The sequence below is a fragment of the Pseudonocardia adelaidensis genome (genome assembly GCF_039543345.1).
Taxonomy (GTDB): domain Bacteria; phylum Actinomycetota; class Actinomycetes; order Mycobacteriales; family Pseudonocardiaceae; genus Pseudonocardia; species Pseudonocardia adelaidensis.
Window position 1 is genome coordinate 25494 of record NZ_BAABJO010000051.1, and the last position, 14411, is coordinate 39904.

The 14411-nt window shown below is 69.4% G+C and carries 9 protein-coding genes and 4 pseudogenes; 10 read left to right on the plus strand and 3 right to left on the minus strand.

The features are described 5' to 3' along the window. Positions 1 to 456: 456 nt before the first annotated feature. Positions 457 to 1569 carry a cytochrome P450 gene (locus ABEA81_RS39900; RefSeq protein WP_345612879.1) on the minus strand — a complete coding sequence of 371 codons (1113 nt, stop codon included), beginning with the start codon at positions 1567 to 1569 and terminating at the stop codon, positions 457 to 459. Between the two features lie 731 nt (positions 1570 to 2300). Here ABEA81_RS39900 and ABEA81_RS42890 point away from each other — a divergent pair. From ABEA81_RS42890 to ABEA81_RS39915, 3 genes and pseudogenes are all read left to right on the plus strand, one after another. After that, positions 2301 to 2696 (plus strand): transposase, encoded by a 396-nt coding sequence (locus ABEA81_RS42890; protein ID WP_425570858.1) that lies wholly within the window; start codon positions 2301 to 2303, stop codon positions 2694 to 2696. 891 nt (positions 2697 to 3587) lie between these two features. Continuing rightward, positions 3588 to 4190: a TetR/AcrR family transcriptional regulator gene (locus tag ABEA81_RS39910; RefSeq protein ID WP_345612881.1), complete on the plus strand. Its 603-nt coding sequence runs from the start codon at positions 3588 to 3590 to the stop codon at positions 4188 to 4190. A 180-nt stretch (positions 4191 to 4370) separates the two neighbouring features. After that, a pseudogene (locus ABEA81_RS39915) lies at positions 4371 to 4956 on the plus strand (IS3 family transposase); the annotation flags it as partial. Here the strand turns inward: ABEA81_RS39915 and ABEA81_RS39920 are convergent. Beyond that, positions 4953 to 5232, minus strand: a pseudogene (locus ABEA81_RS39920) (IS21 family transposase); the annotation flags it as partial. The pseudogenes ABEA81_RS39915 and ABEA81_RS39920 overlap by 4 nt on opposite strands. Before the next feature lie 304 nt (positions 5233 to 5536). Here ABEA81_RS39920 and ABEA81_RS39925 point away from each other — a divergent pair. From ABEA81_RS39925 to ABEA81_RS39935, 4 genes and pseudogenes are all read left to right on the plus strand, one after another. Then, positions 5537 to 5938 carry an AfsR/SARP family transcriptional regulator gene (locus tag ABEA81_RS39925; RefSeq protein WP_345612883.1) on the plus strand — a complete coding sequence of 134 codons (402 nt, stop codon included), beginning with the start codon at positions 5537 to 5539 and terminating at the stop codon, positions 5936 to 5938. A 578-nt stretch (positions 5939 to 6516) separates the two neighbouring features. Beyond that, positions 6517 to 7367, plus strand: a pseudogene (locus ABEA81_RS39930) (acetoacetate decarboxylase family protein). 1158 nt (positions 7368 to 8525) lie between these two features. Then, positions 8526 to 8744: pseudogene (locus ABEA81_RS42895) on the plus strand (hypothetical protein); the annotation flags it as partial. A 151-nt stretch (positions 8745 to 8895) separates the two neighbouring features. Further along, positions 8896 to 9528 (plus strand): helix-turn-helix transcriptional regulator, encoded by a 633-nt coding sequence (locus ABEA81_RS39935; RefSeq protein WP_345612885.1) that lies wholly within the window; start codon positions 8896 to 8898, stop codon positions 9526 to 9528. A gap of 118 nt (positions 9529 to 9646) precedes the next feature. Here the strand turns inward: ABEA81_RS39935 and ABEA81_RS39940 are convergent, their stop codons facing one another. Continuing rightward, entirely contained in the window at positions 9647 to 10384 is a 738-nt protein-coding gene (locus ABEA81_RS39940) for a hypothetical protein (RefSeq protein WP_345612886.1), read from the minus strand. A 189-nt stretch (positions 10385 to 10573) separates the two neighbouring features. Here ABEA81_RS39940 and ABEA81_RS39945 point away from each other — a divergent pair, with 189 nt between their 5' ends. The 3 genes from ABEA81_RS39945 to ABEA81_RS39955 all read left to right on the plus strand — a co-directional run bounded on the left by ABEA81_RS39945 (position 10574) and on the right by ABEA81_RS39955 (position 14337). Then, entirely contained in the window at positions 10574 to 11461 is an 888-nt protein-coding gene (locus ABEA81_RS39945; protein WP_345612888.1) for a phage tail protein, read from the plus strand. A gap of 1346 nt (positions 11462 to 12807) precedes the next feature. Continuing rightward, complete coding sequence (locus tag ABEA81_RS39950; RefSeq protein WP_345612890.1) at positions 12808 to 14088, plus strand: S8 family serine peptidase; 1281 nt, start codon at positions 12808 to 12810, stop codon at positions 14086 to 14088. Between the two features lie 12 nt (positions 14089 to 14100). Continuing rightward, positions 14101 to 14337, plus strand: coding sequence for a hypothetical protein (locus ABEA81_RS39955; RefSeq protein WP_345612892.1), 237 nt, complete (start codon positions 14101 to 14103; stop codon positions 14335 to 14337). Positions 14338 to 14411 lie beyond the last annotated feature (74 nt).

The following is a 14411-nucleotide window of genomic DNA, read 5'->3' on the forward strand; positions in this document are numbered from 1 at the left end:
CCCCTCCTGACCGGGGCGGCGTCGTCGGCGCTGGCGTTCGAGGAGGCGTCCCGCGGGCCACGCGCCACGTCACCGTTGAGCACCCCAGGCGGGGGAGCCACGCCGGTCGGGGCAGGTACCAGTTGCGGCCGGACTGCGTCCGCGCCAGCCGTGTCGGGTCCAGGGTGTGTACCCACCGCAATGGCCTCCACGAACTCGGCGCTCATTCGAGCCGACTCGTGATGGCGGGCCGCCCACGGTCCGGGCACGCCCGCGATGCCTATGTGCCCGACAAGCAAGAGACGCCAGCCAGGCCGCCGTCGTCGGACCACCGCGACACCGCAGCGGAACGCCACAGTAGCTTGAGGCTTAACCCTCACCCCGCCAACGGCGTGCGGCAATACTGGGCAGGGCGGGCCGCTCGTCGAACCGCCAACTCATCAGCTATCCGCCGCCTACCGGCCCTGACGAGAGCACTCAGGGCAGAAGGCGTACCGGTAGTTGCGCCTTGCCATAGAACACAAAGGTGCTCAGCGGCTCCAATGTCTCCGGCCGAACGGCGAACCCAATATGTGGGAAGCGCTCGAAGAGGGCAGGGAGGGCAATAGCTGCCTGCAAGCGCCCTAGTGGTGCGCCGATGCAGTGGTGGACGCCGTACCCGAAGGCAACATGCTCTTTGTTGCGTCGATGGATGTCAAAGATGTCGGCTGTCTCGCCGTGAATTTCCGGATCTCTTCCTCCTGCGCCAAATCCCATGAGAATGGGGTCTCCACGGTGTATGACGACGCCCTCGCCGAGATCGATGTCTTCGACTGCGTATCGCAGTGGCATGTGCTGCACGGGAGCGTCTAGGCGCAGCGTCTCTTCGATCACAGCCGACCATGACGCGGCACCCTTCAAGACCGCTTGCAGTTGATCGCCGTGGCGCAGGAGATTGAAGACGGCATTGGTAATGAGCTCCGTGGTGGAGGGAATTCCGCCAGCGATGGTGACTGCCAGCGCCAGGACGCGTTCCTCGTCTGTAGTGTTGATGGCTCCAGCGAGAGTGGTTGCCATGTCGTCGCCGGGCGCGCCCTGCTTGCTTGCAATGAGTTCGGACAAGAATGTCATCGCCTCGTCTAGGTCAGCGGCCGCTGCATCCGGATCAGGCGAAGGGGACAGTAGGCGGGTGAAGGCAATCTTCCCCAGCTCCCAGTCATCGTGTGGCACACCGAAAAGGTCACACAGGGTCTCGCTGGCGATCACGTTCGCGTATCGTGACTTGATGTCGATCACTTGCCCGGAACTGAGCGAGCCAAAAGACTCTAGGTAGTGCTGTACACGTTCCTGGAGTCTTGTTGCGAGGATCTGCAGCCGCCGCGGAGTAAAGGCGCCCTCTAGGAGCTCTCGAAGTCGATTACGGTCGGCTCCGTAGGCGTTCAGGACGGTCGGGGCAATGAGGAATGGCCGAAGCGGCCACCCCGGAGGAATATCGGAGAGTCCAGGCCAATGTTGCTGTGCGTCCCGAGAGACGCGATCATCGGCGGCGAGCCTCATGAGGACCTCATACCTCGTGACGGACCACGCGGTTACCCCATCGGGGAGGTTCACGCGTGCGGCCGGTCCTTGCGAGCGAAGTCGGGCAGTTTGCTCGCGAAGGTGGCGTCCGCTGAGGTCGAAAGGCGATGGATCGAGCTGTGTCTTCATGGTGTGCATACTCCTCTGGAGGACGGCTTCTTCCCGCGCTGCACTTCCCGTGCGTCGCTTGGCAGTAGCGCCGACCTCGTCTGTGGCGCTATGCCTGTACAAGTCTCAGACCAGGTCAAGCGGCGCACCTGAGCGACGGATTGGCCAGGGGGAATGAGTGTCATTCAACCGATGTTGACGGCCAAGGTCAGGAGAGCGGCGAGCGCAAGCTGCTGATTGTGGCCCTCCATTCCGGGGTTATGCTATGAGGTCTTGATCTGTGATGATCGGCGTATCAATCGGCTAGGAGCCCAGCCTGCTGATCGGACTGCCTCGATGGTCGGCGCGGCTTCTCGACGGTGTACGACCCGGCCCCGGTTCCTCTGAGCGTCTTGCTCCGGGTACCGCCGATGGCAACCCAGCGACCCTCCCGCTCGTTTCCGACTGAACAGTAGCATACTAGTTGGGTGTCCTCCCGAAGCAAGGCCCCGCTCGTCGGCGGAGATGACCCTGCCCTGGATTCGGTCGCTGCCGTGGCCGGTCGCGGTCGCCTACGAGGCGGGTCCGACTGGGTTCGCGTTGGCGCGGGCGCTGACCGCGGGCGGGCTGCGGTGTGTGGTGGTGGCACTGTCGAAGCTGGAGCGCCCGCCGGGTGACTGGGTCAAGACCGACCGCCGGGATGTCGAGCGGTTGCCGCGACTGCTGCGCATGACTGGGGCCGGTTCACCGGCTCCACGATCGGTTCCTACCTCGGTCTGGTGCGCTCCGACCGCTCCAGCGGGGCGCGGCGCGCCCGGGGTGGGATCACCAAGACCGGCAACAGCCAGGCCCGGCGGCTGCCGGTCGAGGCCGACTGGCATCATCGCAAGTCGTATCGGCCCAGCCGCGAGTTGATCCGCCGCCGGACGGGGCAACCGCTGGCGGTGCGTAAACGCGCCGAACGCCGCAACCGCCGCCTACGCTCGCGGGCTCATCGTCGAACACTTCCTGGCTGGCTGGCTGGCTGGCACCGGCGGCGCGGCTCGCCGAGCAACTCGGCATCTCCCGGGTAACGGTGCACAAGTGGGTTCGCCGCTAGCGCGAGGAGGTCTGGGACAGCCTTGCTGGTCGCTCGTCGCGGCCGCACACCAGCCCGATCCTCACCTCGTCACACATCGAGGACCGCGTCCACTGCCGGGCCAGCGCGCATCGAGGATGCGGTGTACCTGGCCGGCGTGCTTGGCCTGGTCGTCTCGACCGACGGGCGGGTCCTGGCCCGCCACCAGGTGCCACACCTGTCGGCGATCGACCCGATCAGCGGTGCACCGGTCCGGCGCCGCCACTGCGGGATCCGCTACGAACCCCTCGGGGCATCTGCTCCACATCGACGTCAAGAAGCTGGGTCGGATCCCCGATGGCGGCGGCTGGCGGCTGCACTGGCGCCGCGAAGACGTCCGCGCGCGCGGATCGGCTACGACCTGCGCGACGCAATCGATGACCACTCCGGGGCTGGCCTGCATCGAAGCGCTACCCGACGAACGCGACGTCACCTCCCCTGAGTTCTGCACCGGGCCGTGACCTGGTTCCGGCAGCACGGCGTGCGGGTGGTGATCTCACTTCGGGCTGGGCACGTGACGAGCAGCGCTGTCGAGCGGTACCAGCAGCGCCGCTGGGTTCAGCTCGTCTCGGTTCCGGCGCGCGCGTCGGTCAACCGCCATCGCGTGTACATGGTCATTTCGAGGGCAGGAAGCGTCTGGGCCCCTGGTCCGGGACGAGTTGACAGGCTTCGTCGCTCCCGTCGGGAGTCCTACTCGCTCGTGTTGATCTTACGGGGGCTACTGGCCGACCGTAGATCGCGCTGGGGGGCTCACCCACGTCATCGTGGTTGCGCTCGCTGAGCACGCGATCGCCTCGCACGGAGAACCGTAGACTGAGGGCAGGAGATAGGTGGCGAGAGGCAGACCATGGCAGCGATTGGCCGTCCGCGTGCGTTCGATATCGATGTGGCTCTCGACGCAGCGTTGGAGGTGTTCTGGCGCCACGGGTTTGAGGGGACCTCGATTGCCGATCTCATCGACGCGATGGGCATCAACCGCCCGGCATTGTACCACGCCTTCAAAGACAAGAAGGCCCTGTTCTACCGTGCAGTGGAGCGCTATCTCAGCGTCGACGCGCAGCACACTTTTTCCGCGCTGGCCGAGTCTACGGCCCGCGATGTGACGACGCAGTACCTGGTGCGAAGCGTCGAACAACTGACTGATCCCGATCGCCCCATGGGGTGCTTCGTACTCCGCGGGGCTTTCGCGTGCGGTCCAGAGAACGAGGATGTTGCCAGACGCATGCTCGACGTTCGTGACGGCGCTTTGGATGCACTCGCCAAGCGTTACGTGGAACTGGGTCATGATCTCCGTGAGGGGGAAGACCCAAGGTCGCTCGCCCGGTATGTGTTGACCGTTCGCCACGGCCTGGCGGTGCTTGCCTGCGGCGGCGCCGAGCGGGCCGAGCTACTCGAAACGGCGGGTAGAAGCCTCGCAGGCCTTGAGGCCACAGGGGTCTTCATCACGTGACTCCTCTGGTGTCGTGGACTCTGTGCGCCCTGGGCGCGGTCCACCACCCCCGGGTACGCGCGGACTGCAGGGAGACGGATCCGGTGGAGCCAAACCGGGGTCGAGCCGATCTGCACTGTGCTGACTGAGCACGGCTGCCCGATCGCCCAGACGACCTACTACGCAGCGCTGGCCCGGGCACGCACCCCGTCAGCTCGCGAGCGCCGCGACGAAGTACTGAAGGTCGAGATCGGCCGCGTCTACGGCGAGAACTACCGGCTCTACGGCGCCCGGAAGGTCCGGCTTGGCTCAACCGCGAGGGCATCCCGGTCGCTCGCTGTCGAGCGGCTGATGAGCGAGCTGGGCCTTCTCGGTGCCCGGCGTGGTCGCCGCGTCCGCACCACTACTGCGGACCCGCTGGAGCTCGACGCGCTAGAACAGGCGGTCTGGACCCGGCACCAAGCCGGGATCGTCGAGTTCGACGGGTTGATCCATCACAACGACGCCGGCTCCCAATACACGTCGATCGCGTTCGCCGAGCGGCTCGCCGAGGCGTGCGCCGCACCGTCGGATACGCCTACGGCAACGCTCTGGCCGAATCGTTGATCGGGCTGTTCAAGACCGAGCTGATCAAACCCGGCAGGCCCTGGCGGACAGTCGAGCAAGTCGAGATCGCCACTCCGCCGGCTGTTCGAGGCCTGCGGCGACCATCCCACCAGCCGCGCTCGAGGGCGCCCACTACCGTCAACACACCGCCCTCGCCGAGGTCGGCCACTCAACTGCGTAAGCCTCCCGAAACGCCGGGCGATTCATCTTCAACGGCCCCTCGGAGTACGGCCAGTCGATCTTCTGCGCGACCACCGGCTCCGGCATCGTCGGCCGCTCCACCAGCAGCGCCCGCACCCGCGGACTCGTAGGCGTCCGCGACCGAGCACGCCGAGCCCGCTCGTACTTGGCTGGCCCCCAAGGAGCGCAACGCCGCCCGCACCGTGTTACGGGCCACTCCCAGCCGCCGAGCAATCTCCTTGATCGGCGGCCCCTCCGCCCCTCCCGCAGGAGCGATCGTGACAACGAGGGCTGCGTCCTCGGAGGTGGTCTACGAGTCCCTCGCTGGTGAGCGGCGTGGCCTCGTGAACTGAGACGGCCACCGCGTGATCTTGATGAGTACTGCTGCGCGGCGACACCTACGTCTCCGTTGGTGGTCTCATCGACTCGTTGTGGGGTGACAACGCGCCTCGTTCCGCGGACAAGGTGATCAGGACTTGCGTCTACCGCCGTCGCAGGATCCTTCAGTCTGGTGGCTCGTCGGTACCGCCGGTGATCGTCTCGGTGGGCAGCGGGTACCTCATCGAGTCCACTCCGAAAAGTTGCGACGAACGGGCGACGCCGCAGCGGCTGCCGCCTGCGTCCGCGACGGCCTCGCACTGTGGCACGGTGACGCGCTGACCGATATCCCCGGGCCCTACGCCGAGGCGCAGCGCGAGAGTCTGCACCAGATGCAGTGCGCGGCCACCGAGCTGCTCCTCGCCGCGGAGGTCGACCTCGGCGCCTCCGGCGACACCGTCGCCGAGATCAGCGCTCTCCTGGACCAGGACCCGCTGAACGAACGCCTGCGGGAACTGCTGATGCTCGCCCTCTACCGACGCGGCGAGCAGGCCCATGCCCTCGAGGTGTACCGGCAGGGTGTTGATGTCCTCTCCGAGGAGCTGGGGATCGATCCCGGCCCCGGGCTGCGCACCCTGTTCGACCAGCGCCTGGCACGCGGTTGAATACGTCCACCTCGGTCTGAGGGAGGCGGCCGAGGCTCGAGATGCCTCCAGCGATCCATCGAGCTCTTCACCTTGCTAGGCGACCTCCCCTCGCTCGCCCTGGCACTGATGCACCTCGGCGATACCGAGGACGCGATCGACAACCCGGACGCGGCCAGGAATGCCCTACCGGTCGGCCAACGCCCTCCAGGACCGCCTCACGCCAAACCGCGCCGACCGGATCCGCAGGCGGCTCCTCGAGCGTTTCGGCGCCAGGCAGGTGCGGCCGGCCAGCAGATGAGCCGCGCACCGAGCCGCCGGACCGGCGGCGCGCAAGCCATTTACGGAATCCCCTTACACCTCCGAGCCGGGCCGTGCGGCGCACCGGTCGCCCACTGCTCGAACTGTCCGTTCGGAATGCCCGAGTGCGCAGGAAGATCAGCACCATCGGGCTAAACGGGCCCGGCGGAGCGCAGTATGTTCGACCTGCCGGGCTAGATCCGCGCGGTACGACAATTGCAGACGAGACGCGGTGCCGGGGTGGAGCGAGCCGTCGGAACGGTGCTCGGGATCCGGCGTCCGCGCGGAAAGTGGCCCGAATGACTACAGGTACTGCCGATGCTGAACCGGACGCCGCCGCGGATGCGGCGCCACCTGTCAAGGAGAGGCTGAAGGGGTACACCTACCCGCTCAGCGCGCGTGGCGTGGCCAACATCGCGCCCGCTCCGCCGTGGCACTACGCCGGGGACATCGTCGGCGTCGAGTTCTGGACCTCGCCGGACGCGGCCAACGCGTCCCTGCCCACCGGCCTCGACCCCGACCCCGCGACGGCCGGGCACGGGTACGCGCTGTTCATCGACTGGCAGGTCTCCGGCGACAACGACGAGTACCTCGGCCCGGTCCGCAGCCTGTACAGCGAGTTCCTCGTCCTGCTCGACGCGCAGCGGCAGTCCACGCCGGTCGCCTGGTGCCCGTTCATCTACGTCGACAATGACTCCTCGCTTGCCCGGGCTGGGTGCAGGGGTTCCCCAAGAAGATCGGTGCGATCCACCAGACGAGGGCTCTCGCGGTGGAGAGCCAGGCGGCGCCGGTGATCGGCCCCGGCGGCAGGTTCGCCGCCAGCATGTCCGCCGCCGGCCGACGGCTGGCTGAGGGGCAGGTCAGGCTGGAACGGCCGTCCGACGTCCTGCCTGCGCTCGCACGTCCGATCGTCAACCTGCGGCATTTCCCCCGCCTGACTGCCGGGCAGCACGACAGCCCGGCCGTCCACGAGCTGACGATGTCCATCCTGGACAACCCGCGCGTGGCGAACACCTGGCTCGGCGAGGGGAAGGTCGACTTCTTGCCTGCCCCCGGCGAGGAGCTCGCCGACCCGGCACCGCAGCGCACTGGGATCGGGTTCCGCGGCTCGCTGTCCTACACGGTCTCCGACCTGCGCATCCTCACCTGACCCGAACCCCCGCCCCGCGGAGCTGCACGACGGTACGGCAGGCCCGTCGAGCCCCGCGGGCAGCGGGGTGGTGTGCCGCACTCCAAGTCGCCGGGTGGCCAGGTCGGCGCCACGTAGAGGTCGGCCGCACCGCCCGCGGCCAGCGGACCGGGCTCGACCACCAGCACGGCGTCGAACTCCAGCCCCTTTCGCCTCCCGCGCCGACAGCACCGTGGCGCCGGTGACCGGCGGGAGCGCGACCACGGAGCGGCGGCGAACGCCTCCAGTCGCTCGCCCACTACGGCGTCGTTGCGTTGGCCGAACTCCACCTCGACCATGGCCCGCCTTATCAGCGGTCTGCCAGATGAGCGACCTACAACACCACTACTGCCCAGCGTCGCGCCACCGATGGCCCAGGCGTCCGCACCGGCCCCGCCCGCCCTCCAGCCGTAACCGGTGCGCGGTTGAACAACGACTTGCCCGATGGACTCGCGAACGAGGTGAACGAGATCTTGGGCGCGTAGCGGGCCGGCTGAGGCCGCGACGCTGTGAGTCGGCGTGTCTATGCATCATGCATCGCCCGTGTATCGCCGCTTCCTACCTTTCCGTCGCCGCGCCCAGCGAGGAAGTGGGGGAAAATCGTGAGCTGATGAATCGCCGGAGTGCCCCGCCGCGCCGTTGTGCTCGTCCCCGGAGCACGCCGCGTACGCCGAGGCCATGCGCCCGGACGCATTCGCCGGTGCCCAGATCGGCGCCCGCCGCACGTGAGCGGCCACTGAGCGCACCTCGGCCCGCCGGTTGCAGTTCGCCGGCCGGGGCGACCCGTGAGCTCCCGCCGCGCTCTCCCGCCCGGGTGGTCGGTTCCGACCCGGCTCGCCCGCATCCGATGTCTCGAAAAGGCAGACCCATGATGGCCACCCGTATCGCGCTCGGCATCGCCGCGCTCTGCGTCGCCGGGCTGACAGCGTGCACCGTGCCCGCTCCTGTCCCGGCGCCCGCGCCCATCCCGGCCCCGGCCGTCCCCCCGGCGGCCCCCCAGCAGGTCAGGGCGCGGTGGCGCCGGTGGCCCCCATCACGGTGGCGCCCCAGGTGGCGCAGTCTATCGGGCAGCGTAGCAAGGAGGGCGGCTACTGGCCGCTGTCCGTCCAGCTCGGGCAGCACAGCCGGCTCGGCCCGATCGTGATCGACGGTCAGGGCTACACGCTCTACCGCTTCGACGAGGACGACGCCCAGCCGTCACGGGCGACCTGCTCGGGCTCGTGCGCCACTCAATGGCCGCTGGTGCTGGCCAACCAGGCGATCACGTTCCAGAACCTCGACCCCTCGCTGATCAGCACCGTCCAGCGCGCCGACGGCACCCAGCAGGTGACACTGGACGGCTACCCGGTCTACCGCTACATCAACGACATCGTGCCCATCCCAGCCCCGGTCCCCCCTCCGACGGGCTCTGGTTCGCCGTCGGCGCTGACGGATCGAAGGCTGCCGGCGGCCGGCACACCATTCGATTCAGGAGCACACGGTAGTTCAGATGGCCCCCCAGGACATCAGGGTGACGGTGTGGTCGGCGGATCCGCTGACCCTCGCCGGTGCGCTCAGCCACCTCCGCCACGAGCCGGGCATAGAGCTCGTGGAATCGTCGAGCGGGGACTCGGCGGCGCGATCCGGCGCCGCGGCGGTGGCGGTCGTGCTGACCCAGCAGTTCGACGAGGCGACGGTGAGCCAGGTGCGCAAGCTCGTCCGGGAGCCCGCGTGGCGGGTGGTCCTGGTGACCGACCGCCTGCGCGAGCCCGAGCTGTTGGCGGTGCTGGAGTGCGGTGTCCGCGCGATTCTGTGGCGCACTGAAGCGACGCCGGCCCGGCTCGTCAGAGTGATACGGGTGGCGGCGCGTGGCGAGAGCCAGCTCCCGGCGGAGCTGCTCGGTCAGTTGATCTCGCACGTCGGCCGGACCCAGCGGGCGGCCGCCTACGGCCCGTCACTTGCGCTGCAGGCGATCGGTCTCGCTACCCGCGAGATCGACGTGTTGAAGCTTCTAGCCGAGGGTCTCGATACCCGGGAGATCGCCGAGAAGCTGGCCTACTCGGAGCGCACGATCAAGAACGTGCTCTACGGGCTCACGACCCGCCTGCAACTGCGGAACCGGGTGCATGCGGTCGCGTACGCCCTGCGGGAGGGGTACATCTGATGCGTCACACCACCGGCCACGCCGGCGGGAGGGGCCGGTTGTGATCCACGAAGTGGACGTGGTGCTCCGGTCGTTGATCCGGGACAACGCGTTGCCGGCCGTCCCTCGCCAATGTCGGTCAGGCAGTCCTTCGTGCCACTGTTGACGACGGTGAAGCGGCGTCGCGGAGCCGAACGAGCGTCCAGATCCGGCCGGCCTCCCCGCCCGCGTTCCTCGGCCCCACCACCGGCGCGGGTGAGCCATCTCGGCGCGGGCTGTCGACCGCGGTCAGGGCGAGGTCGCCGTGCGCGATGGTGACTGTGAGTCTCTGGTTCTGCCCACCCTGGTTCTGCTCCGGCGGGGGCGGCGGCTGCACCTGCTGCGGGGCCTGCCGGGCCGGTTGCGGCGCGGGTGGCTGGACCTGCTGCGGGAGCTGCACGTTCGGCGCCGCGACGACCACGGGCGGCGGCTGCGGGAACACGAACCGCTGCAAGTTCGTGAACGGAAGGTAGAGCAGTCCCGCCGCGACGGCGGCCGCCAGCAGCAGCGCGGTCAGCGCCAGCAGCAGGCAGGTGGGGATCAGCGCCAGCCGGACGTACGTGCCCCGCAGCTGGACCGGCTGCGCACCCGCAGCGGTGTCCGGGTCGGCCGGTGTCATGGTCACCGAGAAGGGGAAGCGCGCCGTTCCTTCGTCGCCCGGATAGCGCCGCAGCCGGTCCGGTGCGAGCACGGCCCACCGAGCGAGCGGGCCGACCACGGAGAGCTGACACTCCTCGACCGTGTCGCCGCCGTTGCGGACCCTCAGGGTGTGCGTGGCTGCTGCCGCTCCGGTAACAGCAGAGCTGGATGCCGGGTCCAGCGACGTCGTGACGTTCACGGCGCGACGGTAGGGACTGGCCGCCCACGGCACAGGGGACGTGAGGGCAGCGCCGGGGGCTCCGATCCTGCACGACCGGACGAGGTTCTCGCGGGCAACCCGACGGTCCGGACGGGAACGCGGCGACGCCTTGGCCGCGGGACAGGAGCCCGTCCCGCGATGCCCCCGCGGCGCGCATCCTCGGCAGAGGTGTCCGTCCCGCAACCCGTCTACGTCGAGGAGGTCGCCGGCGGCTCTTGCCCCATCGAGGGCGTGGGAACCGCGGCGGCAGCCTTCGTCGGCCTCGCGCCCACCGGGCCCCTCAACACCCCGGTGCTGATCCAGAACTGGTCGCAGTACGTCGCCCAGTTCGGCGAGTTCACCGAGGGCTACTACCTCGCGCACGCCGTCTACGGCTACCTCAACAACGGCGGTTTCATGGCCTACGTGGTGCGGGTCGGCGGCGGTGGGGACAGCGCGGCCGACGTACGGGGCAGCGCAAGGAAGCGCGGGCCGCCGTCACCGCCTCCGAGCCGGTCGCTGGGGTCCTTCCGGATCTCCGCCCTGCCGCGCGGCACGGGTGAGCTGTTCGCGGCGCTGCAACGGGGTGCCCGGGGGTCGAGCTGGTGGACGAGGTGCAGCTGTTCCCGGGCGACCCGCTCACCGCCCAGCGCGGCGACCGGACCGAACGAATCGACCTTGCGCCTGTTGCGCTGCTCTTCCCGTTCGACCTGCGGGTGCGCGAGCGATCGGGGATCGATGAGCGGTTCGGTCGCCGATCCCCGCAGCCCGCGCCCGCTGGCCGAGCAACTGTCGGCAGCCTACGCGGAGAACCAGTTCGCCCAGAGTTTCGCGACAGGGCTGGACGTGGTGCTCGGCCCGCTGCTGACCGTTCTGGACTGCCTCGACGCCTACTTCACACCCGTGCTCGCGCCCGAGGACTTCCTCGACTGGCTGGGCCACTGGATCGGCTCCAAAGGCGACGGGGACACGCCCCTCGCGATCCGTCGGGAGGCTATCGCGACCCCAGTGACGCTGCACCGCAGGCGTGGCACCGCGGCCGGGCTCGCGGCTGCCGTCCGGCTGGTCACCGGGTGACGCCCGAGATCACCGAGAGCGGCGGTTCGGCGTGGTCGGCCCGGCCACTGGGTCCGTTTCCGGGCACATCTGAACCCGGCCTGCGGGTGCCCCTGCGCGTCTCCGACCCCGCCCGTGTCAACCGGGCCCGCCTCGACGCGGTCGTCGCGGCTGCCGCCCCCGCACACCTGCCGTTCACGCTCGAAGTGGTCGGCAACGACGGAAGTGACGTGAGAACTGGATGAGCACCATTCCGCCACGTTGCCCCACCTGCGGGAACAAGGGACCAGCAGGCGGGCAGTCGTTCTGTGAAGTGTGCGGCGACTACATCGACTGGGACGAAGCCGCTCGCAACCCGGCCCCGCCTGCCCCGTCCCCGACTGCTGGCGCCCCAACTCCTGCGCCTGCTCCTCCTACCTCGTCGCCCGCGCCGTCAGGGTCAGCCGGGCCGCCCGAGGCGCAACGAGCGGCGGAGGAAGCCGAACAGCAGCGCCGCGCCCGTGCCCTGCTCGTCCCCCTCGAACCCGAGGTGGCGCCCGTGCTGCCCGGCAAACCCGAGCCGCAGCGTCCCGAGGTGCGTGCGGCGGTCGCGGCCGAGGAGAGCGGGATCGTCTGCTGGAACTGCGGTGTCGGCAACCGCTCGGACCGCCGGTTCTGCCGCAACTGCGGCGTGGACCTGAGTGTGGGCCCGGCAGCCGCCCGCCGCCGCGGCCGTCGTGGTGGCGACGGCTGCTCGCCTGGTTCGCTCGCCTCGGCCGGGCCCGGCCGATCGCGCTCGGAGTGCTGCTGGCGTTGGCGGCCCTCGCGGTGCCGGCATTCATGTTGGTGTAGCGCTTCCTCGCAACCGAGACCGTGCTACCTCCCGCACAGGGGTGGCGGCGTCGCAGGCGGACCCCGCGCACCCCGTAGTCAACGCCTTCGACGGGGTGCCGGACAGCTGGTGGGGGACCGGGCGCAACGGCGACTCCGCGGGCCAGTTCCTACAGGCGAGCTCGAACGCCCTCCTGCTACGTCTACGGCCACCCCGCCGTTAGGACTTACTCGTCGAGGAGAACGCCGGAGGCCGCCCAAACAATTCGCCGCGCCGGACGTCCCACGCGCACAACACGATGAGCACTAGAGAGTCAGCTGCTCAGGAAAGCGGCACGGCTGGTTCAGAGGGGAGGTCGTCAGAAAAGGGCCAGCACAACTGGCACCTCGCCGGCGGCCTACCCTACTTCACGTCCGGATCTGTGGGGGACGGCGGGCGAGAGCCCGCCGTCTGCACGGAATCTATTGAGAGTTTACGGCGGCGGTCAATACTGTGTCTCCGGGGCAACGCTCCGGCAGAACGGATCGTGAATAGTCGTGAACTGCTGAAGGGAACCATGGCAGACAACGGGGGAGCAGCGCGCAACGGCTCGGCGGGACGGGCGACGGTGTCACTCACCGGTCGTCACCTGCTGGTGCTGGGCGAGGACCTGGCGGGCGATGACGATGCCGCTTGCGCGGCGGTGCAGGAGCTCGCCGAGGCGGAGGAGGTTACGAACACGCGGGACGCCGAGCGCGGCGCAGCCTCGCGCGCCCATCCGACGTACTTCGCCGAGCTGGGGGTGGCGGTCGCGGACCTCTCGGCGCAGCAACTCGAGGCGGCACGCGTGGACCCGCGGCTGCTCGGTGTGGAGCCGGAGCGGGTCCAGCGAGCGATCGGTGGGCCCCTCTCCGAGGAGTACCTGCACGGCTTCCACGATGCCGCGCAGTTCCTCCATTCTCGGATCGCTGGTGTGGCAGCGGGAGCGGTGCCCACCCGGTTCGGTGACACCGACAAGCTGACCTGGGGTTTGCAGGCCACCGGCGTCGCCGACACCCCGGAGACGGGGGCCGGCACCACCATCGCGGTGCTCGACACCGGCCTCGATCTCGGGCACCCCGACTTCGCCGGGCGCGACATCGAGGCCAGGTCGTTCGTCGACGGACAGACCGCCCAGGACGTGCACGGGCACGGCACCCACGTCACCGGCACGGCCTGCGGGGCCCTCGCCCCAGGCACCGGCCGGCGCTACGGGATCGCCCACGAGGCACGCATCCTCGTCGGCAAGGTCCTCGGGGACGACGGGTCCGGCACCGACGCCGACATCCTCGCGGGCATGAGCTGGGCGATCTCCTCGGGCGCCCAGGTGATCTCGATGTCGCTCGGCTCCGACATCGAGCAGGTGTCCACCGCCTTCGAGATTGTGGGCCGCCGCGCCCTCGCCGCCGGAACGCTCGTCGTGGCCGCCGCAGGCAACAACGCTCGGCGCAGCGCGGGCAACACCGGGTTCGTCGGGATGCCGGCCAACAGTCCGTCGATCATGGCGGTCGCGGCAGTGGACAGCGCGCTCGCGATCGCCGACTTCTCCGCGGCGAGCTCGACCATCCAGGGCGGGCAGGTCGACATCGCGGGGCCGGGGGTCGACGTGTACTCGTCCTGGCCGGTGCCGCAGGGCACCAACACGATCTCCGGCACCAGCATGGCCACGCCGCACGTCGCCGGCATCGCCGCACTGTGGTCGGCGCGTACCGGAGCCACCGGCCAGCAGCTGTGGGCGCAGCTCGTGCAGGTCGCGCAGCGGCTGCCGCTGTCGTCCAGCGACGTCGGGTCCGGCCTGGTCCGGGCGCCTGGCGTCTGAGCGAGGGCACCCATGTCCGAGAAGATCACGATCTCTGTCGCAGACGATGCGATCGACCGGATCGACGAGGTCGTCGCGGCGCTGGAGGACGGCGGCATGCAGGTCGAGCAGGTGCTGCGCCCGATCGGGGTGATCACCGGCTCGGCGGATACGCAGCACGTGCAGGCCCTCGGCGCCGTGACCGGCGTGGCCGCCGTCGAGCCGCAGCGCACGGTGCAACTGCCAGCGCCCGAATCGGACGTGCAGTAGTCCTCAGGCCCTCACCGCTGTGGGAGCCGCCGCCGACCGCCTGGAGAGCCGCGGATCGCGCGACCGGCGGCTAA